Origin of the sequence: Marinobacter sp. 3-2 (assembly GCF_003751355.1) — a bacterium.
Lineage (GTDB): Bacteria > Pseudomonadota > Gammaproteobacteria > Pseudomonadales > Oleiphilaceae > Marinobacter > Marinobacter adhaerens.
Map to the genome: position 1 here is coordinate 1,049,152 of NZ_RJUQ01000011.1, position 24,885 is coordinate 1,074,036.

26 protein-coding genes are annotated in these 24,885 nt (G+C 57.2%); 17 read left to right on the forward strand and 9 right to left on the reverse strand.

Features of this window, described 5'->3' with window-relative positions:
• Window positions 1-4: 4 nt before the first annotated feature.
• Window positions 5-514, reverse strand: a complete 510-nt coding sequence (locus EDB94_RS06725; RefSeq protein ID WP_260312523.1) for a hypothetical protein — start codon at window positions 512-514, stop codon at window positions 5-7.
• A gap of 237 nt (window positions 515-751) precedes the next feature.
• Here EDB94_RS06725 and cadR point away from each other — a divergent pair, with 237 nt between their 5' ends.
• Window positions 752-1,210: a Cd(II)/Pb(II)-responsive transcriptional regulator gene (gene cadR / locus EDB94_RS06730; RefSeq protein WP_062781132.1), complete on the forward strand. Its 459-nt coding sequence runs from the start codon at window positions 752-754 to the stop codon at window positions 1,208-1,210.
• Window positions 1,211-1,296: 86 nt separating this feature from the next.
• Entirely contained in the window at window positions 1,297-1,950 is a 654-nt protein-coding gene (locus EDB94_RS06735) for a cation diffusion facilitator family transporter (RefSeq protein ID WP_108017854.1), read from the forward strand.
• Here EDB94_RS06735 and EDB94_RS06740 read toward each other — a convergent pair.
• The gene (locus EDB94_RS06740) at window positions 1,947-2,864 is read right to left on the reverse strand and encodes an AEC family transporter (protein ID WP_108017855.1); all 918 of its coding nucleotides are present in this window, start codon (window positions 2,862-2,864) and stop codon (window positions 1,947-1,949) included. The two genes, EDB94_RS06735 and EDB94_RS06740, sit on opposite strands and share 4 nt — an antisense overlap.
• Window positions 2,865-3,037: 173 nt before the next feature.
• Here EDB94_RS06740 and EDB94_RS06745 point away from each other — a divergent pair, with 173 nt between their 5' ends.
• Complete coding sequence (locus EDB94_RS06745) at window positions 3,038-3,739, forward strand: Crp/Fnr family transcriptional regulator (RefSeq protein ID WP_053112975.1); 702 nt, start codon at window positions 3,038-3,040, stop codon at window positions 3,737-3,739.
• A 98-nt stretch (window positions 3,740-3,837) separates the two neighbouring features.
• Here the strand turns inward: EDB94_RS06745 and wrbA are convergent, their stop codons facing one another.
• Entirely contained in the window at window positions 3,838-4,437 is a 600-nt protein-coding gene (wrbA, locus tag EDB94_RS06750) for an NAD(P)H:quinone oxidoreductase (protein ID WP_014578220.1), read from the reverse strand.
• 166 nt (window positions 4,438-4,603) lie between these two features.
• On the opposite strand from wrbA, the gene EDB94_RS06755 reads away from it, so the two are divergent.
• Window positions 4,604-5,299, forward strand: a complete 696-nt coding sequence (locus EDB94_RS06755) for a hemolysin III family protein (RefSeq protein WP_108017856.1) — start codon at window positions 4,604-4,606, stop codon at window positions 5,297-5,299.
• Here the strand turns inward: EDB94_RS06755 and EDB94_RS06760 are convergent, their stop codons facing one another.
• Window positions 5,300-5,863, reverse strand: coding sequence for a Yip1 family protein (locus tag EDB94_RS06760; RefSeq protein ID WP_062781120.1), 564 nt, complete (start codon window positions 5,861-5,863; stop codon window positions 5,300-5,302).
• Between the two features lie 366 nt (window positions 5,864-6,229).
• Between EDB94_RS06760 and EDB94_RS06765 the strand changes: the two genes are divergently transcribed.
• The 3 genes from EDB94_RS06765 to EDB94_RS20860 all read left to right on the forward strand — a co-directional run bounded on the left by EDB94_RS06765 (window position 6,230) and on the right by EDB94_RS20860 (window position 8,450).
• The gene (locus EDB94_RS06765) at window positions 6,230-7,861 is read left to right on the forward strand and encodes an antiporter (protein WP_108017857.1); all 1,632 of its coding nucleotides are present in this window, start codon (window positions 6,230-6,232) and stop codon (window positions 7,859-7,861) included.
• 172 nt (window positions 7,862-8,033) lie between these two features.
• Entirely contained in the window at window positions 8,034-8,186 is a 153-nt protein-coding gene (locus tag EDB94_RS20855; protein ID WP_260312524.1) for a hypothetical protein, read from the forward strand.
• Window positions 8,187-8,192: 6 nt separating this feature from the next.
• Window positions 8,193-8,450 (forward strand): hypothetical protein, encoded by a 258-nt coding sequence (locus EDB94_RS20860; RefSeq protein WP_260312525.1) that lies wholly within the window; start codon window positions 8,193-8,195, stop codon window positions 8,448-8,450.
• Between the two features lie 162 nt (window positions 8,451-8,612).
• Here the strand turns inward: EDB94_RS20860 and EDB94_RS06775 are convergent, their stop codons facing one another.
• Window positions 8,613-10,115 (reverse strand): MFS transporter, encoded by a 1,503-nt coding sequence (locus EDB94_RS06775; RefSeq protein WP_062781114.1) that lies wholly within the window; start codon window positions 10,113-10,115, stop codon window positions 8,613-8,615.
• 46 nt (window positions 10,116-10,161) lie between these two features.
• Window positions 10,162-10,623, reverse strand: coding sequence for a universal stress protein (locus EDB94_RS06780; RefSeq protein ID WP_108017858.1), 462 nt, complete (start codon window positions 10,621-10,623; stop codon window positions 10,162-10,164).
• A 309-nt stretch (window positions 10,624-10,932) separates the two neighbouring features.
• Between EDB94_RS06780 and EDB94_RS06785 the strand changes: the two genes are divergently transcribed.
• Together EDB94_RS06785 and EDB94_RS06790 are read left to right on the forward strand one after the other, a co-directional pair.
• Window positions 10,933-12,294 carry a nitrate/nitrite transporter gene (locus EDB94_RS06785; RefSeq protein WP_104270729.1) on the forward strand — a complete coding sequence of 454 codons (1,362 nt, stop codon included), beginning with the start codon at window positions 10,933-10,935 and terminating at the stop codon, window positions 12,292-12,294.
• Between the two features lie 99 nt (window positions 12,295-12,393).
• Window positions 12,394-12,852, forward strand: coding sequence for an EVE domain-containing protein (locus tag EDB94_RS06790; RefSeq protein WP_092032093.1), 459 nt, complete (start codon window positions 12,394-12,396; stop codon window positions 12,850-12,852).
• Between the two features lie 24 nt (window positions 12,853-12,876).
• Here the strand turns inward: EDB94_RS06790 and EDB94_RS06795 are convergent, their stop codons facing one another.
• The gene (locus EDB94_RS06795) at window positions 12,877-14,229 is read right to left on the reverse strand and encodes a hypothetical protein (RefSeq protein WP_108017859.1); all 1,353 of its coding nucleotides are present in this window, start codon (window positions 14,227-14,229) and stop codon (window positions 12,877-12,879) included.
• A gap of 219 nt (window positions 14,230-14,448) precedes the next feature.
• Between EDB94_RS06795 and EDB94_RS06800 the strand changes: the two genes are divergently transcribed.
• Window positions 14,449-15,270 (forward strand): ion transporter, encoded by an 822-nt coding sequence (locus EDB94_RS06800; protein ID WP_014578224.1) that lies wholly within the window; start codon window positions 14,449-14,451, stop codon window positions 15,268-15,270.
• A 1-nt stretch (window position 15,271) separates the two neighbouring features.
• Here EDB94_RS06800 and EDB94_RS06805 read toward each other — a convergent pair whose 3' ends face one another.
• Window positions 15,272-15,643 (reverse strand): SirB2 family protein, encoded by a 372-nt coding sequence (locus EDB94_RS06805; RefSeq protein ID WP_041645567.1) that lies wholly within the window; start codon window positions 15,641-15,643, stop codon window positions 15,272-15,274.
• Between the two features lie 122 nt (window positions 15,644-15,765).
• On the opposite strand from EDB94_RS06805, the gene EDB94_RS06810 reads away from it, so the two are divergent.
• The 3 genes from EDB94_RS06810 (at window position 15,766) to fabB (ending at window position 18,848) form a co-directional block, all read left to right on the forward strand.
• Window positions 15,766-16,950, forward strand: coding sequence for an NnrS family protein (locus tag EDB94_RS06810; protein WP_062781102.1), 1,185 nt, complete (start codon window positions 15,766-15,768; stop codon window positions 16,948-16,950).
• 165 nt (window positions 16,951-17,115) lie between these two features.
• On the forward strand, window positions 17,116-17,625 hold the full coding sequence (gene fabA / locus EDB94_RS06815; protein WP_008169354.1) for a bifunctional 3-hydroxydecanoyl-ACP dehydratase/trans-2-decenoyl-ACP isomerase: 510 nt from the start codon (window positions 17,116-17,118) through the stop codon (window positions 17,623-17,625).
• 11 nt (window positions 17,626-17,636) lie between these two features.
• Window positions 17,637-18,848 (forward strand): beta-ketoacyl-ACP synthase I, encoded by a 1,212-nt coding sequence (gene fabB, locus EDB94_RS06820; RefSeq protein WP_008169352.1) that lies wholly within the window; start codon window positions 17,637-17,639, stop codon window positions 18,846-18,848.
• Window positions 18,849-18,854: 6 nt separating this feature from the next.
• Here the strand turns inward: fabB and EDB94_RS06825 are convergent, their stop codons facing one another.
• Window positions 18,855-19,211, reverse strand: a complete 357-nt coding sequence (locus EDB94_RS06825; RefSeq protein ID WP_014578227.1) for a helix-turn-helix transcriptional regulator — start codon at window positions 19,209-19,211, stop codon at window positions 18,855-18,857.
• Window positions 19,212-19,369: 158 nt separating this feature from the next.
• On the opposite strand from EDB94_RS06825, the gene yegQ reads away from it, so the two are divergent.
• From yegQ to sufD, 4 genes are all read left to right on the forward strand, one after another.
• Complete coding sequence (yegQ, locus tag EDB94_RS06830; protein ID WP_108017860.1) at window positions 19,370-20,689, forward strand: tRNA 5-hydroxyuridine modification protein YegQ; 1,320 nt, start codon at window positions 19,370-19,372, stop codon at window positions 20,687-20,689.
• Window positions 20,690-21,165: 476 nt separating this feature from the next.
• Window positions 21,166-22,614 (forward strand): Fe-S cluster assembly protein SufB, encoded by a 1,449-nt coding sequence (gene sufB, locus EDB94_RS06835; RefSeq protein ID WP_008169346.1) that lies wholly within the window; start codon window positions 21,166-21,168, stop codon window positions 22,612-22,614.
• Between the two features lie 194 nt (window positions 22,615-22,808).
• Window positions 22,809-23,582: a Fe-S cluster assembly ATPase SufC gene (gene sufC / locus EDB94_RS06840; RefSeq protein WP_108017861.1), complete on the forward strand. Its 774-nt coding sequence runs from the start codon at window positions 22,809-22,811 to the stop codon at window positions 23,580-23,582.
• A 12-nt stretch (window positions 23,583-23,594) separates the two neighbouring features.
• Window positions 23,595-24,881: a Fe-S cluster assembly protein SufD gene (gene sufD / locus EDB94_RS06845; RefSeq protein ID WP_108017862.1), complete on the forward strand. Its 1,287-nt coding sequence runs from the start codon at window positions 23,595-23,597 to the stop codon at window positions 24,879-24,881.
• Window positions 24,882-24,885: the final 4 nt, after the last annotated feature.

Consider the following 24,885-nt stretch of genomic DNA (forward strand, 5'->3'; position numbering starts at 1 on the left):
CACATCATTTGCGGTTCATTTGCCGTTGATGCTCCAGCATTTGCTCCATCATCATCTGCATCTGGTTTATCCGGTTCTCCATCATCTGAAGACGCTGCTCGTTGTCCATCCCGGGCCCGCCAGAGCGATTGCTCTGGGCATTACCAGACTGCTTTTTACCCTGGCCCTGATTATTCATCATGCCCTGGCCGCTGCCCATCATTCCCTGACTATTGCCCATCATGCCCTGGCCCATCATCCCGGGCCCCATCATGCCGCCACGCATCATCTGCATGTGCTCCTGCATGTACTCCATGTGCTGCTCGCGCAGTCTCTGGCGTTCAGCGTTGGAATTGGCGTTCCGCATTTCCTGCATCATGGCCTGCATGCGTGCCATGTTTTCATTCATCTGCTGCACTTGTTCCTCAGTCATCATGCCGCCGCGAGGCATTTGCCCCGGGTTTCCCTGGGCAAAAGCGAAGGCAGGCAAAGCAACGAGCACGGAACACGCTACGAAACGGGTTAATCTGTTCATGAGATCCTCCTTATAGGCTGCAACTTTGTGCATCCTTATCAGTAAAGACCATGAAACTGAATTGAGGCTGAAAAAGGCCCCTTGAACCCCGTTTAAGTCCTCTCAGGTTGATCTGTGTCATCCAAACGCCCGGGGAGATCATAACTCTCATTGTGATACCCTGAATTCAGGCTTTGCCTTGATGACAGGACTTAAGGCAACCGTCCATTTTCCAGGTCGTGTCTGGGGTATCATGCGATGAAAATCGGTGAATTGGCGAAAGTCACAAACATTCCCGTTGAAACCATCCGCTACTATGAAAAGATCGGCCTACTGCCGGAACCGAATCGAGACAGCAGCGGCTACCGCTCTTACCGTAACGCTCACCTGGACCGCCTTCTATTCATTAAACGCTGTCGCAACCTGGACATGGCTCAGGACGAGATCCGCGAGCTGATCGGGTTGGCCGAACAACCGGAAGCAGACTGCAGCGATGTAGACGCCCTGCTTGCCCGCCACCTGACTCACGTGCGCGAGCGATTGAAAGAACTGGCGAGCCTGGAAGAGACCCTGGTGCGGCTTCAGGAAGCCTGTACTGATGGCAGAACGGTCCGGGAGTGCGGCATTCTTGGCGGCCTGAATTCCGAACTCGGTGCATTGGAGCCAGAGGATCGCCACAACCACGTACCCGGTACCCATGGCCCCGGCCAAAAGTGACCGGTGTTAAAAATTTCGGCAACAACTGTTGACCCTGTAGCAACTACAGGGTTTTAAATAGAGACATTCGAATACAGGAGGTCTTTATGGCGTGCAGTTGTTCTGCCACCGAACCCAAATCCCCTGCCCCGGGCTTTCGCAAGGCATTATGGATTGCGTTGTGGGTGAACCTGGCCATGTTCGTTGTCGAGGGCGTCGCCAGCCTGTCATCCGGTTCTGTCTCACTGATGGCGGACGCCATCGATTTCTTCGGCGACAGCGCCAACTACATCCTCTCCCTGACCGTGCTTTCCATGGGAATGTTGTGGCGCGGCCGGGCAGCCATAGTCAAGGGTATTACCATGACGGCATTCGGCCTGGTGGTCTGGGCACGGGCAGTCTGGGTGGTGCAGGCGGGCATAACACCAGAGCCGCTGACCATGGGAGCGGTTGGGCTGCTGGCACTTGCCGCCAATGTAAGCGTGGCCGCAATGCTGTTCAAATTTCGTGAAGGGGATTCGGACATGCGCTCGGTCTGGCTGTGCAGCCGAAACGATGCCATCAGCAACATCGCCGTTATGGTGGCTGCGCTCGGCGTGTTCGGCACCGGAACCGCCTGGCCCGATCTGATTGTGGCGGCCATCATGGGCACCCTGGCGATTACAGCCGGCATCAGCGTGATGCGCCATGCCCGCAGCGACATTGCCCAAGCCAGGGCCAGTGAAGCGCAACCGGCAGCTACAGCATCGGGCAGCCGCTAAAACGCCAGGGAAATCATTACCGGGATAAACGCCAGGGCAAACAGCGTGGTAAGCAACACCGTACCCGCTGCCTGCCTCGGCGAGGTATCCAGCAGCGTGGCGATAACCACGGTGTTAGCGGCAATCGGGGTGATCGAGATCAGAAACATGGCCTTGTGAACCGCTGGCTCGTATATGCCCAGCATTTCTGAATCAACCCACCAGAACACAATCGCCACCAGTGGCCAGATCACGAACTTCCCGAAAAACGCCAGCGCGGTGAAGCGGACATTGCCCGCCAGTCCACGAAAGCTGGTGATGCTCATGCCGATGATCATCATGCCCAGAATGCTGTAGGCCCCGCGCAGGTTATCGAACAGCGGCACGAAGATATCGGGAATCGCAACACCCGCCAGATTGAGGGCAACGGCCGCCAGGAAGGCATAGACAGACGGGAGTTTCAGCACCCGCCAGAGCGCATCCTTGATGCTGTAGCGTCCTCTCGCCGCCAGATAGAAGCCCACGGAGTTCTCGAACAGTGTGGTGCCCAGCATGCACACGATGTAGAGCCCGAGCCCCTCTTCACCGAACAGCAACAACGCAACCGGCACCCCGAAGTACCCGGTGTTACCGGAACCCACACACAGGGGAATGATGTTGGCACTGCCGTCGGAGAGCACCCTCTTTGCCAGCTTTAATTGCACAATTCCCAGAACAGAAGAAATCCCGAATACCAGAAAGGGCAGCAGGATGACTTCGGGAGAAAGCGGCGCTGCCATAACACCGGAAAAAACCACGGATGGTGTCACGATGTAGAGCATGATGCCGGCAATATGGCGACCACTGGCCTCAAGATAGCGACCGGCGATCCAGCCCAGTGCGACGGTCACATAGAGCGGTATAAGCTTGAAGAAAAGGGCAAGGGCTGCAGCCATCGGAACTCCGTGAGGCAAGGGTAAACTTCCAGCGACAGGAGGCGGAGTCTATCACTGAACTTTCAGCGAATCGCGATATCGACTCAGTGAAAAAGCCTTAATGATTTAAGTCATTTCAAAAGATTCTTCTCTGATACCATAATTGAGGTGACACTCATAACAGGGTCAATGCCATGAACAGTATTTTCAGGCCAGACGTCTCCTCGGCTCCATGCATGCTGGGAGAAAACAACCCGGATATTGTTGAGCAGGATGCCGCACCAGAGTCGGCAGCCCTCCTGCATGGCCTGAGCCGGGTATTCGGTATTCGTCTGGCGGGCCATGAAAATGATCCGGACGCCCGGTTTCTGGCAGACCTTGCACGCCTGTTCCACCTCAGACGGGTGGACCCCGAAACTGCACTGGAAAAGCACGATAAACCCTGGGCAAACGTTTACCTGATTCAGTACGGCATACTCCGGCTTTTCCGGGAAGCGCCAAGTGGCAAGGTGTCGGTGCACCATTTCTTTTCCGAAGGCGATATGGTCTGGCCGGTTTTTGGCCGAACCCGCACGGTACGCAATACCCTTTGCCTGACTACGGTCACGCCGGTGACTACCTGGGTGGCCGACTTCTCGGCTTTCCGGTCGGCGATCCAGTCTCATGGAGAGGGGCTCTGGCCCCAGTTCGCCCTGGCACTGACAGAAGAAATCGCAGAGCTCACCAGCATGAGGGAATTCCGAAAGCACACAATGCCGGCCCGTGATCGATATCGGTTATTGCTCGAGGAATATCCGGAACTGGTCAAACGGGTGCCGGACAATCAGCTGGCGTCATGGCTCGGTGTTGTGCCGGCGACTTTTTCCCGTCTGAAAACCGGAGCCGCAAGAACCTGACTGTGAAGGCGAGGCTCCAGGAGCGCTGCATAAAAAAGGGCAGCAAGCTCTCGCCTGCCGCCCTGAAAAACGCTCAACGCTTTGCTAAAACCTCAGTCTTATCCGTGCAGCTTTACTGCCAGTTCGGCAACGTGCTTACCCTGGAAGCGGGCAATGGCGAGTTCCTTTTCACTCGGTTGCCTGGAGCCATCGCCACCGGCGATGGTTGAAGCGCCATAGGGCGTTCCACCGTTCACTTCAGAGATATCGAAGAACTCTGGAATGCCATACCCGAGGGGCACAATCACCATGCCGTGGTGCGCCAGGGTGGTCCAGAAAGAGCTGATAGTATGCTCCTGTCCGCCCCCGGTGCCGGTAGACGTGAACACGCTGGCTACTTTGCCGTGGAGCTTGCCTTCAGCCCACAAGCCACCCGTCTGGTCCAGAAAGGTACGCATCTGGCCCGCCATGTTGCCGAAACGAGTGGGCGTACCGAAAATCACCGCATCGTATTCTGCCAACTCTTTCGGATCAGCCACTGGCGCTTCCTGATCCGACTTTCCGCCAGCACTGGCAAACGCTTCGTCGCCCATCGTCTCGGGCACGCGCTTGATGGTTACATCGACACCGTCAACGCCTTTAGCGCCGTCGGCAATGGTGTTTGCCATCGTCTCGATGTGGCCATACATGGAGTAATAGAGCACAAGTACTTTTGCCATGAGAAAAACCTCCCGTGTCTTTAAATCGATATACGGATGCTAACCACAGGCAGACTCGAGAGAAATCGGAAGTTTTCCGACAGGTTATTCAGTTTTTCTGAACAGCCTCACAGGATGGTCACTCTGGGCCATTGCGTACACGTGTACGCTCAAGTATTTTATTGGCATGACATATCAGGAAGACCATTCAGTGACAGCGACAGCAACTCCATCCCCGGCACCCAATACCCATCACCGCATTGAGGAATGGCTGAACAGTGCCACCCACGGGCTCGGAGCCATCCTGAGCATTATCGGCACTGCGGCCTTGATCATTGGCGCCAGCCAGTTCGGGGATATTTGGAAGATAGTCAGCTTCAGTATTTTTGGCGCTTCGCTGATCCTGCTATACCTGGCCTCCGCCCTGTATCACAGTGCCAGGCGGCCGGAACTGAAAAGCGCCTTCAAGACCCTGGATCATTGCGCCATTTTTCTGCTGATCGCCGGTACCTATACGCCGTTCCTCCTGGTAAACATGCGAGGCTCAGTGGGCTGGACGCTGTTTGCGGTGATCTGGTCACTGGCGATTACCGGGGTGGTGCTGAAGGTTATTTTCAAGAACCGGTTCAAACTGGCGAGGGTCGGCATCTATATCGCCATGGGCTGGTTGATCACTTTCGCCTCTTCCGATCTGGTGGCCAACCTGAGTGAGACCGCCCTGAACCTGACGATTGCCGGCGGCGTTGTCTACACCGCCGGCGTCGCCTTCTACCTGGCTGACCGCATACCTTACATGCATGCGATCTGGCACCTGTTCGTGATCGGCGGCAGCGCCTGCCACTTCAGTGCCATCTACTATGGCGTGCTGCCCCATGTGGTCTGATCAGAATGCCCAGACCATGGCCATCAGAACACCCCATGCCAGCAAGGACGCTGCCATCACCGTGTAAGTGGCGGACATGACCACCACATCGTTATCGCTTCGCTCGCAAAATGAACGAACGCCCTGGTACACCAGTGCGCAGGAAAGGAACAAAGCAGCGAAAACCGCCACCACGCTCACTGCCAGCACCGGCATCAACAATGCCAGTGATGACAACCAGAGCGGCAGCGGCGCAATTGCGGCCAGCAAATAGGCATCCTGATAGCGGATTTTCAATTGATGACTGTTCATAACCGCGTGAATCAGCCACCCCATCACGAAGAACGTCAGTAGCTCTGCCAGGAAAAGGATCGTGGTTATAAACCGCCACTCTTTGTCACCGAAGCCCTGCATGAAGGCGTCGCCGTAGTGCGTGCCGGCATAATAGAGCAGCACCGGCGGCAGAAACGACATCGGTACTACCACCACCCAGGCCAGGAACGGAATGGAGAGGTCGAGGCGTCGCAATTCGGACCACGCGCCATTGCCGGAAAAAGGTAGACGGGCAAGCTCTGTAATATTCATGATGCACCTTTGAAATGTATCCCGCGTTATTTTTACTGATAGTTTCGGGAGTCTTGGGGGTCAAGAATGCGGCATGACCTGGAGCAACTCACGCCCGCCCGGGTGGAAATGATTGGCTACCTCCACTGCGCTGACAACCGGCTTGCCTACCCCCTTCGGATTATTACCACCGTATCTTTTTGATTTTAATTATTTTTTCAGAGCTCAAACAGCCCTTGAAGAGCGTATAAAAACCGGCCACTCACCCCGCCGTCTTGTCCTTGAGCAATATCAAGAATTAGCCCCCCTCCTGCTTTGCACAATGGCACAAAGCCCTGACGCCTCTGACCGGAGGCAAAGGGGTATGCAAACCGAGGAGCACGAATCATGGCTAACAGTACAGCGAGCGCCGGCCACATTGGCGCAAAGAGCAGGACCAACGCAGACATCGAACACTGGGATGTCGAAAGCGAAGAATTCTGGGAACGGGAAGGCAAGCGTATCGCTTCCCGCAACCTGTGGATTTCCATACCCAGCCTGCTGATGGGCTTTGCCGTCTGGCTGATGTGGGGAATGATCACCACCCAGATGAAGAACCTGGGTTTTCCATTCACCATTGATCAGCTGTTTACCCTTTCTGCGATTGCCGGCCTGTCCGGGGCCACCTTGCGGATCCCGGCCTCGTTCATGATCAAGATTGCCGGCGGGCGAAACACGGTGTTCCTGACCACCGCCCTGCTGATGATTCCTGCTGCCGGTACCGGCATCGCCCTGATGAACCCAGACACACCGTTTATCGTGTTCCAGGCCCTGGCACTGCTCTCCGGTATCGGTGGCGGTAACTTTGCCTGCTCCATGAGCAACATCAGCACCTTCTACCCGAAAAGCAAACAGGGCTATGGCCTGGGCATGAATGCCGGTCTCGGTAACTTCGGTGTCACCACCATGCAGGTGGTCATCCCACTGGTAATGACAGTGGGCATCTTCGGCGCTCTCGCCGGCGACCCGATGCAGCTACAGAGCCCGAGCGGCACCTTGATTGGCCGCATTGAAGCGGGTACCGATACCTGGATCCAGAACGCCGGCTTTATCTGGCTGGTATTCCTGATTCCGCTGGCGTTTGCCGGCTGGTTCGGCATGAACAACCTGAAAGTGGTTACCCCGAACCCGGGCAACCCGCTTTCAGCATTTGGCAAGATTCTCGGACTGTATGGCGTGGGTATTCTCGCTTCCATCGCCGGCGTCTGGGCTCTCAGCGTACTGAACATGTGGCTGGCCCTGCCCCTGACCATCGTGCTCACGCTGATTCTTCTGCGACTGATCCCCGGCGATATCAAACCGAACATCCAGAATCAGTTTGCCATCTTCAGCAACAAGCACACTTGGTCCATGACCGTGCTCTACATACTGACCTTCGGCTCATTCATCGGCTTCTCCGCGGCCCTGCCGCTGTCCATCAGCGTTATCTTCGGCAACATGATGGACGTCGCAGCCGACGGCACCGTGACCCGCGTGGTGAACCCGGATGCGCCAAGCGCACTGACCTGGGCCTGGATGGGACCGTTTGTGGGCGCGCTGATTCGCCCTGTAGGCGGCTGGATTTCCGACAAGGTGGGCGGATCCATCGTTACCCAGATCATCTCGGTTGTGATGGTCGCGGCATCTGTGGCGACTGGCTATGTGATGATGCTGGCCTACAACTCCACCGATCCGAACGCCTACTTTGCGCCGTTCCTGATCCTGTTCATCATCATGTTTGCGGCCAGCGGCATCGGCAACGGTTCCACCTTCCGCAGCATCGGCTTCATCTTCAACCAGCAGCAGAAAGGCCCGGTTCTGGGCTGGACCTCCGCGGTTGCCGCCTACGGCGCGTTCATCGCTCCCCGGGTCATGGGCCAGGAAATCCAGGCCGGCACCCCGGAAGTGGCCATGTACGGATTTGCGGTGTTCTACGCCCTCTGCCTGGTGGTTAACTGGTGGTTCTACCTGCGCAAGGGCGCGTACATCGAGAATCCCTGATACCACGCTCCTAAAAACAGCCGGCGTCCGTCAAGGACGCCGGTTTTTTTACGCCTGATCTCTACTGAAGGCTCCCGCCTCGACTGCCTCGACCGGACGAAATGACGCAAACGCCGGCAAATGCCAGATTCAGAATATTGGATTTAATCCCGATAGAACCAGGGAGCCTGCCATGTCCTTCGAAGAGCTGTTCGACGCAAGCTACGAGCGCGTCCTCAAGAGTCCACCTGAGCTACCTGACTTCTTTGAAGCCTTCTATCGCCGGTTCCTCATGTCTTCACCTGAAGTCCGGGTACTGTTTCGCAACACGGATATGGCGGTTTAGCGAAGCATGCTGAAGAAATCCTTTTTCAGCCTCGTGGCCTTTTACGCCAGCGGCAACGTTGACAATGTCCTCCATCGAATTGCCTGCCTGCACAGCGCCCGCCATCTGAATATCAAGCCCTACCTCTACGACCTCTGGCTCGAATGCCTGACGGACACCGTATGGGCCTATGATCGGGAGTGCAGCGACGATATCGAACTGGCCTGGCGGTTGGTACTGAGTCCTGGAATCACATACATGAAATTCGGATACGATCATTTCTGATCTGAGGTGAGCACCAGATCCAGATTCCCGTCAGATCTGATTTACAGCAAGACCTGCGCCCGGGCCGCGTGAAGACCAACAGTGATCCCCGAAAGACTCCCCTACCAACGAAAAAAGGCCGCCGGGCAGTGCCTCGGCGGCCTTTTCTTCAATAGTGCAGGGTTAGCTGGTCGCCGCAGCCTGTCGACGCCGCTCTTCCTCTTCGATCTGGAGATCCACAGAAGACACCTGATACTCGTCGGCAAACCCGGATTCCGGCTCTTTCAGCCACATGATACACAGTAGCCAGCTGATGAACGCGCCACCGGCAATGATGTAGAAGAATTGAGTCGGGGTTACGAAGGTGAAGATGGTGAGGTACACAACCGCGCCCACATTGCCATAAGCCCCGGCCATGCCTGAAATCTGGCCTGTCAGGCGCCGCTTGATAGAGGGAATAATACCAAAGGTTGCGCCCTCGGCACCCTGTACGAAGAAGGAGGTGAATACGGTAATGCCCACGGCGATAATCAGCGGCCAGTTGGAGTTCATCAGACCCATGAGCGCGAAGCCGACCGAGATGCCGAACATGTAGCTGAGCATCACAAACCGGCGGTTACCCATACGGTCTGAAACCAGGCCACCCATCGGGCGCGCCACCAGGTTCACGAAGGCGAAAGAAGCAGCAATAAGGCCGGCGGCGGTCGCACTCAGGCTCCAGGTTTCCTCGAAGAACATCGGCAGCATGGAGACCACGGCAAGCTCGGCGCCGAAGTTGGCGAAGTACGTGCTGTTCAACGCTGCCACGCTGTTAAACGGGTATTTGTCGTCTTCCGGCACGCCCTGTTTCAGCAAGGGAACGTTTACTCTGAGAATCTGGATAATCTGGTAACACACGATTGCGACAATCACGGCGTAGCAGATGAAGGCGCCGGTGGCACTCAGATAGCCCATGTTCTCGATGCGCCATACCAGAATGGCCAGAACGCCCACCAGCGGGATGGTCCAGAGGATCAGCTTGATCATGTCGACCCAGCTGCTGACTTCCAGCGCAACGGCCTTGCGGGGCTTGCGGTGGACCGTGCCTGCCGGGCCGTCGGTAATCGCAAACCAGTAGTAGACACCATAGGCCGCCATCACGATCGCGCTCTGGGCGATGGCCCAGCGCCAGCCGTCTTCACCGCCATACATGTGCAGCGCGATGGTTGGCAGTGTTATGGCCGCCGCGGCGGAGCCAAAGTTGCCCCAACCGGCATAAAAGCCCTCGGCAAAGCCGATGTCTTTCGGCTTGAACCACATGGCGGTCATGTGGATACCCACCACAAAGCTGGCACCAATGGAGCTGAGCACCAGACGGCTGACCAGGAGCTGGGTCATGGTGTTACCAAAGGCAAACACCAGGGCCGGGATGGACATCAGGACCATCAGAACGGAAAACACGCGACGGGGACCAAAACGGTCCAGGGCCATGCCCACGATGATCCGGGCTGGAATGGTTAATGCCACGTTGCAGATGGCAAACAGGCGTAGGTCATCGGCGGTCAGCCAGTCGACGCTTTTGAGCATACTCGATGCCAGCGGCGCCATGTTGAACCACACGTAAAAGGTAATGAAGAATGCAATCCAGGTCAGGTGCAGTGCCCTGACTTCCGGATTCTTGACGTGGAAAACGTCTGCGACTTTCATGTCAGCCTCCCTGGGCTTTCAATTACAGAAACGGTTATAGCCAGACCTAGCGGCTGGGCAGGATAAGAAGCGGGCACTGGATGCGGCGGGCGAGAAACGAACTCACACTGCCGAAGGTCATGTAATCCAGTTCGTCCACGAAATAGGTCAGTGAGCGGGCAATAAAGCCGCCATCGGGCTCATGGCTGTGACGTGCGAGGACCAGCATGTCGGGATGGATCTTCTTCTCCGCCGCGAACAACAGCATCTTTCTGGGGTCACCCTCCAGAAGCATGTTTGCAGCAGAGATCTGTTCCTGGCTGCAAACCTCCATGGCCTCGGCAAGATGCTTCTTGAGATCGGCAACTTCCTGCTGGAACATATCCTCGTTTCCGGAGGTGATGTCCCGTGGGTTTTCAGCAACTGCGACCAGAGTGATCACAGGCTTGAGGTCGCGGAACATGGTGATGGTCTGTGCCAGTGCCAACCTGGCATTTCGCGAGCCGTCGTAGGCAATCATGATTTTCATTTCTGGGTTCTCCCGAAGGCATTTTCCGGTGCCCTACTCAAGGGCAGATCAAAGGACATCCATTGATATCTGTCAGCATTAGCCCACACTCCGATGCCGCCCATAATTGACGTAAATCAACGCTGACAGCGCGTACCCCACGAGAGAAATCAAGGATCTATCCCTCTCCCTTCAAAATCCCGGAATTGCCTACCACCACTGCACCCAGCAGGAGGTACCTCCAATGCCCCGCACCCGAAATCCCGGGTTTTGATAGGGTTTCAGAGGTGCTTTCAAACATCCTCGATCAACATTCGGAAGGAGGTACGCATGGCCATCAGCCCGTCAAAACCCGAGCAGTATCGCGCCCTGGGTCTGTCCACGTTCGCCTTCACCCTGTGCTTCGCTGTGTGGACCATCTTTTCCATCATCGGCATCCGGATAAGCGAGGATCTGGGTTTATCGGATACCCAGTTGGGCCTTCTGATGGCGACCCCCATTCTCACCGGCTCCATCAGCCGACTCTTCCTGGGCATCTGGACAGACCGGTACGGTGGTCGCTGGGTCTTTGGCATACTGATGCTCACCACCGCTGCCTGCGTTTACCTGCTGACCTTCGCAACCACCTACATCATGCTTCTGGTAGGGGCTCTCGGCGTTGGCCTGGCCGGTGGCGCATTCATCGTGGGCGTTGCCTACACAGCGGCCTGGTTTGAGCCGGCACGGCAGGGAACGGCGCTGGGGATTTTTGGTGCAGGTAACGTTGGGGCGGCGGTGACCAATTTCGGAGCGCCATTCCTGCTGGTCGCATTCGGCTGGGAAAGCACTGCCCAGATCTACGCCACGGTGCTGGCAATCATGGGTGTTGTTTTCATCGTGTTGGCCAAGGAAGACCCGATGGCCGCCGAGCGCGCGGGCGAAAAGGCAAAGTCCTTCATGGAGCAGATGGAGCCGCTGCGGGAACTGAGGGTCTGGCGGTTTGCCCTGTACTATTTTTTCGTTTTTGGCGCGTTCGTGGCCCTGGCGCTCTGGCTGCCGCACTTCCTGATCGGCGTTTACGGCCTGGACATCAAAACCGCCGGCATCATTGCGGCGCTCTATACCATCCCAGCGTCCCTGTTCCGGATTCTCGGTGGCTGGATGTCGGACCGTTTCGGCGCCCGCCGGGTAATGTACTGGACCTTCGGAGCGTCGGTTCTGTGCACGTTTCTGTTGAGCTACCCGCCCACCGATTATGTGGTACAGGGCATTGATGGCGATATCCGCTTTACCCTGGCCATGAACCTGCCCATGTTTGTAGCCCTGATCTTTGTCCTCGGCTTTTTCATGTCCCTGGGCAAGGCCGCCGTATACAAACACATTCCGGTTTACTACCCCATGCACGTCGGCGCAGTGGGCGGTGTAGTCGGCATGATTGGCGGCCTCGGCGGATTCATCCTGCCGCTGACATTCGGCGTACTGAACGATCTCACCGGGATCTGGCAGAGCTGTTTCATGCTGATGTTCGTGATCGTCGCCGCTGCTCTTATGTGGATGCACTACGCAATCCGGTCTGCCGAGCGGGTGGAATGGGCCGCAAACGAGGAAAGAACGGACTTGCCGGAATTGGCTTCGCCACAGTTGTTTTACCCGCTGAACCGCAAAAAGCCGAGAGAACCGCTGGCGCCACCGCCAACCGCGGGACGCTCATGAAGCGTTTCACCAATTACGCCTTGTTGCCCCGCACAGCGGGGCTTTTCCGTATAATTGCCAGGTGCGATGAGGCAGATCCGGAAACAGGGGTGAGACATCATGACGAAGTGGCTGGTTAAATCAGAACCTGCAGAATGCGGCATCGAGGATTTTGCCAAGGCCCCGAACGGTGTAATCCCCTGGGATGGCGTGCGCAACTACCAGGCCCGGAATTTTCTGGCGCGCATGGCAGAGGGTGACGAGGTCTTTCTTTACCACTCCAGCTGCAAACACATCGGGATAGCCGGTATCGTAAAGGTCGTTCGCAGCGCCTATCCAGATCCGACCCAGTTTGATCCTGAATCGCCCTATTTTGATGCCAAGAGCACCGCTGAGAAGCCTCGCTGGCAAGCCGTGGACATGAAGTACGTTCGCTCCCTGCCGAAACTGATCCCGCTGGATAAGCTTAAATCCATGGCCGGGCTTGAGGACCTGCCTTTGGTCCGCAAGGGTAACCGGCTCTCGGTGATGCCCGTGAGCGAGGAGGAATGGCAGATCATCCTGGGCCAGGCTGGCTGACACCAGGGATCTGCCATCAGCTCGTCACTCGTCGTGGGGAATCGGGTCCGGGCTGCGATCCCAGCCCACGAGAGCCAGGGTTGCCACCACGCCTATCAACAGCCCCATCCATGGCTCAAAGAACGCCAGAGCAGCGCCGATCAGAACCACCGTACCCCTTGAGGCATTGTCCCTCGGGATCGACATGGCAATGTAAGCACAGGCAAAACCGGTCAGCACGAGAGTCAGCGACAGCGCAACACCCAGCAGCGGTTTGAGCCCGGTCAGCAGCGGCAACAGGAAGAAGATGAACGGCAGGCCCATCAGGTAGTAGGAGGCCAGGCCGCTGTGCAAGCTGTTCATGGCCTTCGGCCCCTGCTTCCAGCGCTGCACCACAATTACATGTACGCCGGTCCACACCGCTCCCTGGGTAGGGAAGAAGGGCGCCACAACACCCATGATGGCGTTACGGATCGACAGGGAGAAATGGGTGCGGTTCAGGTTGATATCCACGTGCTCGTCCTTGCGCACCTTCAAGCCATCCCGGAGCACTTCATTCCCGGTGACCAGATCGCCAAACAGAATGATGTAGGCAATCAGTGCCAGCGGAATACTCTGGAGAATCATCTCCTGGGACGGCCAGCCGATGGCCAGTGGAGAAACCTTCGCCAATGCCTCGCCCAGTGGTGGCACCAGGATTCCCCATTGAATATCGAAATCCACCTCGCCAACCAAGGGCCCGACGATGGCCGCGGCCAGAAAGCCCGGCAGCAGGCCCAGGGCTCCCAACATAAAGAAGAATCGGCTGCGCTCCTTGAGCTTCTGCATTGGAATGGAGAACGTGAATATCAAACAGATGGCACAGGCAAGACCCGTGGCGATGGGCTGTTCAAGCAGAAAGCGCTCGGCATCGTCCACGAACACCCGCTTGAGCGCAGCTATCGACGCCCCGAGAATGATGCCGGCCTTGAGCGTGTCGGGTAGCCAGATCACGAAGCGACGACCCAGGCCGGTTATCCCGAGAAACAGGACAAGCGAGGCAAACACCAGGCTCAGCGCGGTCATCGCCTGGAACCGGCTCACCGGGTCCTCGTAGCCCCCTATTACAAACGCCAGAATCAGGGGCAACGCGGGGGTAATCCAGCCGCCAGCGTAGGGCTCGCCGAAAACAATCACCGCCGAGGCAATCAGGGAGGCATGGATCATCGACAATGCGACGGCTTCTTCAAAACTGAGGCCGAAGAAGGCGGTCATTACGGGAATCAATGCCAGGCCTGTAGCGGCTGAAACAAACAGCCCTTGCAGGAACTCGGACCAACACAGGCGCGTGTGGTAAAAGGGCACGCGGAACGTGAACGGCCCCCAGCGCCAGCCGGCTAACTCCGGTCTATCTTCCATGGATTGTCACTCGCTTTTTGGTTTTATTGTTTGCGACTTGATTATGGGAAGGGTTTGCGGATCGCACGAATGAATATTTCTGATCAGGCTGAATAAATCCTGCTAATTACACCCAGCGGGACACCTTGCACAACGAACGACCCTTGTTGAGGCTATCCAATTCTGTCCCGGCCCTTTAGAATTCGGCCTTCCCCGAATCTTCTGGAGCCGTCGCCTGCCATGCCGTCCCAACTGAACCCCGCCTCCGGTTTCGAGAAACTCCGCCGCATTGAGTCCAGCAAGGTTTTCCAGGGCGCAGTCATCACCATCATCATCCTGTCGGCACTGACCATCGGCGCCAAAACCTATGATCTGCCTCCCCTGGTGGAGAAGTCGCTCATCGTGATGGACAACGCCATCACCCTGTTTTTCCTGCTGGAAATCCTGTTCCGATTTGGTGTGTGCGCTAACAAGAAACGTTTTCTGTTCGACGGATGGAACCTGTTCGATACCCTCGTGGTCATCGGCAGCCTGATTCCTCTGGATAACTCCGAAGCGGTTCTGCTGGGACGTCTGTTGCGGGTTTTCCGGGTGTTGCGCCTGGTGTCGGTGGTTCCGGAGCTCCGGTTCCTGATCAACTCGCTGCTAAAAGCGATTCCGCGCATGGGCTACATCGCCCTGCTGATGTTCATCATTTTCTACATTTACGCGGCCATGGGTTCGATGTTCTTCGCCAGCGTGGACGAGGAACTCTGGGGCGACGTGGCCATTGCCATGCTGACACTCTTCCGGGTGGCTACCTTCGAGGACTGGACGGATGTGATGTACGCCACCATGGAGCAGTATCCGCTGAGCTGGGTTTTCTACATCACCTTCATATTCCTGACGGCGTTTGTTTTCCTGAATATGATGATCGGGGCAATCCTGGAGGTCATGAGTGAGGAGCAGAACGCCAAGCAGGCCCAGAAGGCCCACGATGAGCGGGACGAAATTGCCCGCCAGCTCCAGGCCGTTCAGGTACAACTGGCGGAGCTGACGAAGCAGATCAGCGAAAAGCGCTGACTCAGAACGGCTTGGCCAGGGCCAGATGAAGAATGGCCGTAACCTGCACCAGGGCCAGTACCGCCGCGGAAATTCGAACGGGCTTTCCGAGGGTGGTTTTCAGGGCGAACACGCCAGCGATGATGTAGCCGACCAGTAAGACAATTTTGGCAATCAGCCAACCCGGCATGGCCGAAGCGTACCCGGCCACAAAAACCAGAGAGATCGCCGCCACCAGCAAAATGGTGTCGTTGATGTGGGGAATAAACCGCAGCGGTGTCTGTCGCCACCCAGGTCTTCCGACGGCGTCCAGGAGCAGACGCAGGGCAAAGAGGGTGATGGTGAGGTACGCGGTGGTCACGTGCAGGTGTTTCAGAATCATGTACGCGGTCATGAAAGTTCCTTAGTTAACAGGCGTTTTGCCGCATTGTACGCAATCTACCTACAAGCAGGTATGGTTAACGCGGTTGTCAGGGTTTAACATATACACAGAATACATGTATATGGGAGACATCTATGCGGGCCATTTCTACTTCCCCTGAACGGGCGTCGGTCAGCGTCAGCCAATTATTTTCCTACCCCTTTCGGATTTTCTTTCTGTCCATGACCGTTCTGGCCCTTGCCGTCATTCCCCTCTGGGTGATGCAGGTCAATGGTGTTATCAGTCTTCCACTGGCCATGCCCGGGTTATTCTGGCACCAGCACGAGATGTTGTTTGGCTTTCTGTCGGCAGCGATCGCGGGGTTCCTGTTAACCGCAGTGTGCGTGTGGACCCAGACGGAACGAACCCATGGATTCAGATTGGTGCTGCTCTGGGGCGTCTGGCTGGCCGGCCGTGTACTGCTGGCAACCGGTGCTGACCTGCCCTTTTGGCTGGTTCAGGGAGTAAACCTGGCATTCCTGCCCCTGGTGATGGTGGATGCCGGCTGGCGTATCTGGCACGCCCGGCAAAAACGACAACTGATGATCATGGTGGTACTCGGCCTGCTTTGGCTGATGCAGATTGGCTTTGTCACCCGCCTCGACATGGCCTTCAGCTATGGTGCCCTGATCATGGCCATGGCACTGATCAGTATTGTCGGTGGCCGCATCACTCCGGCGTTTTCCACCGGCTGGTTGCGCCAGAGGGGACTCGACAGCAACGCTGTAAAGACCATTCCCGCGCTGGACATGGCAACTGTATTCAGCCTGATTCTGCTGATGGCATCCCTGGTGACTGGCTGGCAAACCGTTACTGGTTTGCTGGCGCTGCTGTCCGGTGGGCTTATGCTGGTGCGTCTGGCGGGATGGAAGGGCTGGCTCGTACGCCAGGAGCCCCTGCTCTGGATTCTGCACCTGTCCATCCTGTGGGTGCCGGTGGCCCTGTTCCTGCTGGCAGGCACACTGTTCGCGGGCTGGCCCTCCAACGCCTGGAGCCATGCAGCCGGCACCGGGGCGGTGGCGTGCCTGATTCTGGGGGTTATTTCCCGGGTCGCCCTCGGCCACAGCGGCAGACCGCTGGTGTTGCCGAAGGGAATGGTGTTTGCCTTCGTTGCAATTCATCTGGCCGCGCTGGTACGAGTACTCACAGCCTTCGAGATCATCCCATGGCACCCGGGCATTGGTGGCAGCGCACTGCTCTGGCTGGTCGCCTTTGGTATATTCCTGTACCGCTACACCGCCATCCTGGCCAGCCCCAGACCGGATGGCCGAGAAGGCTGAGCATTTTCCATTCGGTCGCACAAGCACCTTGATGACCATCAAACGGGATTAACAGACGAGTTCGGGGAACTTCAAACCGGCAATCATCCACTAAAGGTCAATAGCAGCTCCCGAAATTCGAGCTAAAGTATGAGGAAATCATTTTGTAACAGAGACACTGGCACTATGAACCCGGATCATTTTGACAAAGAAGACCTGATCAAATGCGGCCATGGCGAGCTCTTCCCCGGCTCCATGCGCCTGCCCATCAACGAGATGCTGATGTTTGACCGCGTCACGCACATTGCGGACGACGACGGCCTCTACGGCAAGGGCAGCCTGGTAGCGGAGCTCGACATCAATCCGGACCTGTGGTTCTTCAAGGTGCACTTCGTTGATGATCCCGTGATGCCGGGCTGCCTCGGCCTCGATGCCATGTGGCAGCTGGTAGGCTTCTTCCTCGCCTGGGGTGGCGGTGAAGGCAAGGGCCGCGCATTGGGCGCCGGTGAAGTGAAGTTCACCGGCCAGGTCTTGCCAACGGCCAAGAAAGTCACCTACCGTCTGGATCTCAAACGCGTGATCAGGCGCAAACTGACCATGGCAATTGCCGATGGCCGGATGGAGGTAGACGGCCGGGAAATCTACACAGCCAAAGACCTGCGGGTCGGCATGTTCACCTCGACCGATGATTTTTAGGAGTTAACAGGATGCGTCGTGTTGTAATCACCGGTATGGGCATTGTTTCCAGCCTTGGTACCAACCAGAAGGAAGTCGCCCAGTCACTCAGGGAATCCCGCTCAGGCATCGGCTTTAGCGAAGAGGCCCGGGACAATGGTCTGCGCAGCCACATCTGCGGCCAGATCAACCTGAACCTGCCCGAATTGATTGACCGGAAACTGTGGCGTTTCATGTGCCCCGCTTCCGGTTACACCTATCTGGCGATGCTTGAGGCTATCGAGCAGGCCGGGCTGACCGATGAGCACATCAAGGCCGACACCACCGGTATCATCTTTGGCCAGGGCGGCGCCTCGACGGTTGAGCTGCTGGATTCCATCGATACCCATCGCGACCGCGGTATCCGCCGTGTCGGGCCCTATCGCGTGCCGCGCACCATGGGCAGTGCGATCAATGCGTCACTGGCAACCGGATTTGGCATTCGCGGCATCAACTACGGCATCACCTCTGCCTGCGCTACCAGCGCGCATTCGATCGGCCATGCCGCCGATCTGATTGCTCTCGGGCGCCAGGATGTCATGTTTGCCGGCGGTGGCGAAGATATCCACTGGACCCTGAGCCTGCTGTTCGATGCCATGGGCGCCCTGTCGACGAAATACAACGACACGCCTGAACTGGCGTCACGCACCTATGACGCGAACCGGGACGGCTTCGTGATTTCTGGTGGTGGCGGTGTGTTGGCCCTTGAAGCGCTGGAGCACGCAGAAGCGCGGGGCGCAAACATCCTGGCAGAGCTCGTCGGCTTCGGTGCAACTTCCGATGGCGCCGACATGGTTGCCCCGAGTGGCGAGGGCGCAGTGCGCTGCATGAAGCAGGCAATGAAGAACCTGGATGGCGAAATCAGCTACGTGAATACTCACGGCACCAGCACCCCGGCCGGAGACATCACCGAGCTGAAAGCATTGAAAGAGACGTTTGGCGACAAGATCCCGCCGCTGAGCTCCACCAAACCCCTTTGCGGCCACGCTCTTGGCGCGGCGGGCGTACACGAGGCTATTTACAGCCTGATCATGCTGCGTGAAGGCTTTATTGCTCCATCGGCAAATATCCAGGACCTTGATGAAGGGGCCGAAGGCTACCCGATCGTTCGGGAACGCATGGATAACCAGAAACTGGACCTGGTGATGAGCAACAGCTTTGGCTTTGGTGGTACCAATGCCTCACTGGTGTTCAAAAAAGTCTGATCCGGATCAGGATAGCCTGACAGAGCGATATTCAGCCGGGGATGTTCCCATCCAGCGCTTGAAAGCCCGGCTGAATGCGCTCAACTCCGAAAAACCGAGCTGCTCGGCAATCTCCACCAGCGGTTTGGTCCTGTCCTGCATGTAGGTCAGCGCCTGCCTGCGGCGAACATCCTCCAGCAAACGGGCGAATGTCAGCCCTTCACGCTTCAGTTTCTTGTGCAACGTGTAGCGGCTCATATGCAGCTGCGACGCCACGACTTCCACACCAACTTTGCCACGAGCAAGCTGAACACTGATCAGGGAACTGACCCTGACACTCAGCGAAGCCCGCGCCACCTCTGGCGTCAGAGGCTTTGATGCCATCCTGAATTCCTCCTTTGCAACGCTTCGGCCCGAAAAGCCCGAACCGTGAGCGTACACATGTTAGCCGAAAACAATCAATAAGACCTTTGAGCAGGATCAAGGGAACGGCCGACGGCATACGGCAGAATGCCCCGTTTTCAGAATCGCCCGGAGCCACTATGAACACCCCGGAACTGCTCGCCCCCGCGGGCACCCCCGAACACCTTGAAACCGCCTTTGCCTATGGCGCCGATGCGGTCTACGCCGGCCAGCCGCGCTATTCGCTGAGAGTAAGAAACAACAGTTTCAAAGACGTTGCAGCGCTTGGCGCGGGCATTGAACGGGCCCACGAACTGGGCAAACAGTTCTACCTTGTCTCCAACATAGCACCTCACAACGACAAGGTGCGGTCCTATCTGAGAGATCTGGCGCCAGTACTGGAACGAAAACCCGACGCGCTGATCATGTCGGATCCCGGCCTGATCATGCTGGTGCGGGAAAAATGGCCAGACCAACCCATCCATCTTTCAGTACAGGCCAACGCGGTGAACTGGGCCACGGTAGAGTTCTGGCGGCGCCAGGGAATCAGCCGGGTCATCCTCTCCCGTGAACTGGCCCTGAATGAAATTCGCGAGATCCGCGAACGGGTCCCGGAGATGGAGCTCGAAATCTTCGTTCACGGCGCCCTGTGCATGGCTTATTCTGGCCGCTGCCTGCTCTCGGGTTACATGAACCACCGGGACGCCAACCAGGGTGCCTGCACCAACGCCTGCCGCTGGAACTACAAACAGGTCCAGCACGGCCACGACCAGACCGGCGACCTGATCGCCACCTGTGGCGGCGGCGACGTACAGGAGGTGGCACCGAAAGAAATCCTGCTGGAAGAGCCCAACCGCCCGGGCGGATTCATACCCGCCTATGAAGACGAGCACGGCACCTACATCATGAACTCAAAGGATTTGAGAGCCGTTCAACACGTCGCTGAACTGGCAAAGATGGGCGTTCATTCCCTGAAAATCGAAGGCCGCACGAAGAGCACCTACTACGTGGCCCGCACCACCCAGGTCTACCGCCGCGCCATCGACGAGGCGATGCAAGGAAAGCCGTTCGACATGAACCTGATGGACGAATTGGAAGCCCTCTCCAACCGGGGCTATACCGAAGGCTTCCTGCGCCGCCATATGCCCCGGGAATACCAGACCTACGAACAGGGCTCCTCATTCCTTGGCACCCAGCAGGTGGTTGGCACCATTACTGACTTGGATGACCAGTGGCTGACCATAGACGTGAAAAACAAATTCGCGCCCGGCGACCAACTGGAACTGATCAGCCCAGCCGGCAACATCCGGTTCTCGGCTAATGTCATGGAAAACCGAAACAGCCAGGCCATGGACTATGCGCCGGGCAGCGGGCATATCGTTCGAATTCCAAAACCGGCTGATCTTCCACAAACTCTGGAGCACAGCTACCTCACCAGAATCCTGGCTACCGGCGACTAGCAATTAGTCTGAGGCGCCAAGCGGGATTGCCTCCCAAAACCGTGCATTGCCATGGATGGCAATGCCGAGCCCCCAGGGATAGGTTCACGGCGTGTTTTGGGAGGCAATCCCGCTTGGCGCCCTTCTCAAAAACTCCAGTCCTGCAAGAACCTAACTATCAGCCTCATTACCACCCCCTTAGTGCCCCAAAGGCCGATTAAGGTATAATCACCCCACGTTCAAATTAATACCTGACTATTTTACTCTGGTATTGTATAATCGCTGCCCAGAAACGATGGATTCAAGCTGCTTTTCTGCTTATTTATCAGCATCAGCTTTGGAAGTCCGTCATCCAAAAAGCGATTGCAGGGCGTACTCACAGGATGAGCGATCACTGCAACACCCAAACTGATGACATCCGATCGACAGCCCATTCATGAGGCTGCCGGCGACACCAAGGGCGCAAGCCCGCGATGAGAGAATACGGAGCGACGATCATGGCGACCACCGACACCGAGGTGAACGAGCTGATCAAACGGGAATACGAATACGGATTTGTAACAGACATTGAATCCGACACATTCGAACCCGGCCTTAATGAAGACGTTATCGCCCGCCTTTCCGGCCTCAAGAAAGAACCGGAATGGATGCTGGAGTGGCGGCTGAAAGCCTACCGTCGCTGGCTCGAGATGGACGAGCCGGACTGGGCCCATGTGGGCTATCCGAAAATCGACTACAACTCGATTTCATATTACTCCGCGCCCAAGCGTCCGGAAGACATGCCCCAGAGCCTGGACGAAGTGGATCCGGAACTGCTGAAAACCTACGAAAAGCTGGGCATCCCCCTGCACGAGCGTGAAAAGCTGGCGGGCGTGGCTGTTGATGCCGTCTTCGATTCGGTTTCCGTAGCAACAACGTTCAAGGAGCCACTGGCCAAGGCCGGCGTTATTTTCTGTTCCATCTCCGAAGCGATCCAGGATTACCCGGAGCTGGTCAAAAAATACCTGGGCTCGGTAGTGCCTGCCGGTGACAACTTTTTCGCCGGGCTGAACTCCGCGGTCTTCTCCGACGGTACCTTTGTCTATGTACCCAAGGGCGTTCGCTGCCCCATGGAGTTGTCCACCTATTTCCGCATCAACGCAGCCAACACCGGACAGTTCGAGCGTACTCTCATTATTGCCGAAGACAGCAGCTACGTGAGTTACCTTGAAGGTTGCACCGCGCCCATGCGGGACGAGAACCAGCTGCACGCTGCGGTTGTTGAACTGGTGGCCCTGGACGACGCCCAGATCAAATACTCCACGGTGCAGAACTGGTACCCGGGTGATGAAGAAGGTAAAGGCGGCATTTTCAACTTTGTCACCAAGCGTGGCGCCGCCATCGGCAAGAACTCCAAGATTTCCTGGACCCAAGTCGAAACCGGCTCCGCGGTCACCTGGAAGTATCCGAGCTGTGTCCTGCGTGGCGAAAACAGCGTTGGTGAGTTCTATTCCGTGGCACTGACCAACAACTACCAGCAGGCCGACACCGGCACCAAGATGATTCACCTGGGCAAGAACACCTCCAGCACAATCATCTCCAAGGGTATTTCCGCCGGCAAGAGCTCCAACGCTTACCGCGGCCTGGTGAAATTCGGCCCCGGGGCGGAAGGTGCACGTAACTTTACCCAGTGCGATTCGCTCCTGATCGGCGACCGCTGCGGCGCCCACACGTTCCCTTACATCGAAAGCAAGAACAAGTCGGCCATCGTAGAGCACGAGGCAACCACTTCGAAGGTCAGCGACGAGCAGATGTTCCTTTGCCGCCAACGCGGTATCGACCCGGAACAGGCGGTCTCCATGATCGTGAACGGCTTCTGTAAGGAAGTGTTCAAAGAGCTGCCCATGGAGTTCGCTGTCGAGGCCGGCAAGCTGCTCGAGGTGAGCCTCGAAGGGTCCGTTGGTTAACAGGACGGCAAGCACAAAAGTATCGCAGAAGCCGTCGGGCAGGCCCTTCCGGGATCGTCGAAATCAGGGATGATTTCGTCGAGCGTACAGGGATGTATTTACAGCGTATCCCGGAAGGGCCTGCCCGATGGCTGACTCCCCCAGTTAGGGGCAGGCAACAGAATTCAGACGGTTAAATGAGAGAGACGCTACAAATGCTGAGCATCAAGAACCTGCACGCATCCGTTGAGGGCAAAGAAATCCTCAAGGGCATCAACCTGGAAATCAAGGCCGGGGAAGTTCACGCCATCATGGGCCCCAACGGCTCTGGTAAGAGCACCCTGTCGCAGGTGCTGGCAGGCAACGAAGCATTTGAAGTTACCGAGGGTGAAATCACCCTGAACGGCGACAACCTGCTGGAACTTGAAACCGAAGAGCGTGCCCGCGAAGGTATCTTCCTTGCGTTCCAGTACCCGGTAGAAATACCCGGCGTGAGCAACCTGCAGTTCCTGCGCACCGCCGTGAACGCCATGCGCCAGCACAAAGGCCAGGACGAGATGAACGCGGCCGAGTTCATGAAGCTCGCCAAAGAAATTTCCAAGCAGGTGGATCTGGATCCGGCGTTCCTGAAGCGGGGCGTCAACGAGGGCTTCTCCGGTGGTGAGAAGAAGCGTAATGAGATCATGCAGGCCCTGCTGCTGCAGCCGAAGCTCGCGATTCTCGACGAGACCGACTCGGGGCTCGATATCGACGCCCTGAAGGTTGTTTCTGACGGCGTGAATGCTCTGCGCGCGGAAGACCGCGCCATCCTGATGGTGACCCACTACCAGCGTCTGCTGAACCACATTGTGCCGGACTACGTGCACGTTCTGGCGGGCGGCAAGATCATCAAATCCGGTGGCCGCGAGCTGGCGCTGGAGCTGGAAGAACGCGGCTACGGCTGGCTGGGCATCAAGGATGAAGACACTGCCGACAGTTCAGCCAACTAAGGAGGTCGCGGAATGAAACCAGCACCCACTCTTTCCACCTCGTTCCTGCACCCGGCCGGGCAGTCCCTGCCGGAGCCCCTGCTCGCCCTGCGCAAGCAGCGTGGAACCGCTCTGGTCGACATGCCGTTGCCGACCCGGAAAACCGAAAACTGGAAATACTCCAGCAAGTACCTGAAGCTGACCGACGACATGGCCATCTCCCTGCCGGCGGATGGCAAGACCGGCAGCGGCCTGGCAGTGCCCGGCTACAAGGTTGCGTTCCTTAACGGTGTAATGATGCCAGAGGCCTGCGAATATCCGGATCTGGACGGCATCAGCATCAAGAGCTTCGGCGATCTGAGCGATGAGGAAGCCAGCGATCTGGCGGACCGCCTGGACAGCACCCTGGACAACAAGGCGGTTCAGATGGCCCGGCTGAATTCAGCCCGTTTTGAAGACGGCCTGCTGATTCGCCTGAAGCCAGACGCAGTGCTCGACCAGCCGCTGTTCATTGTTCATGAGGTAACGGCCGAGGCTAGCGGTTCGGCTTTCCCGCGCATTTTCGTGGATGCCGGCCGTCATAGCCAGATTACGCTCGTGGAGGAGTACATCTCCAGCGGCTCGGCCCAGGTCATGGTCAATACCGTCACTGAATTCAATGTGGCCGACGGCGCCAACATCACCAGCATTCGCCTGAACATGGAAGGTGAGAACGTCCAGCACATTGGCTCAACCGGCGTCCTGCAACAGCGCAGCTCCCGTTTTGAGAGCCATACCGTTGGGTTTGGTGGCCCCCTGCGCCGGCATGATCTGCAGGTACGGCTTGAAGGTGAAGGCGCTGAGTGCAAGCTCAACGGGGTAGTTGTTACCCAGGGCAAACAGCACTATGACAACCACACCACCATCGAGCACGTGGCTGCCCACTGCAACAGCGAAGAAACCTATCGCAATATCGCAGCGGACCAGTCCCACGCCGTGTTCAATGGCCGGATTCATATCCATCAGGACGCCCAGAAGTCCAATGCGGATATGAACAACAAGAACCTGCTGCTGTCCAACGGGGCAGAGATTGACACCAAGCCGGAACTGGAAATTTATGCCGATGACGTGAAATGTGCCCATGGCGCGACCATCGGCCAGCTTGACGAAATCTCGCTGTTTTACCTGGTTTCACGGGGTATCGGCCGGCGTCAGGCGAACGTTCTGCTCACCATGGCCTTTATCAACGAGCTGGTCGAGCAGATTCCGGTTGAAGCAGTGCGAGAGACGGTCCAGGGCCGTCTGAACCACTTCTTCGAACAGACATTTCAGGAGGCGTAACCGG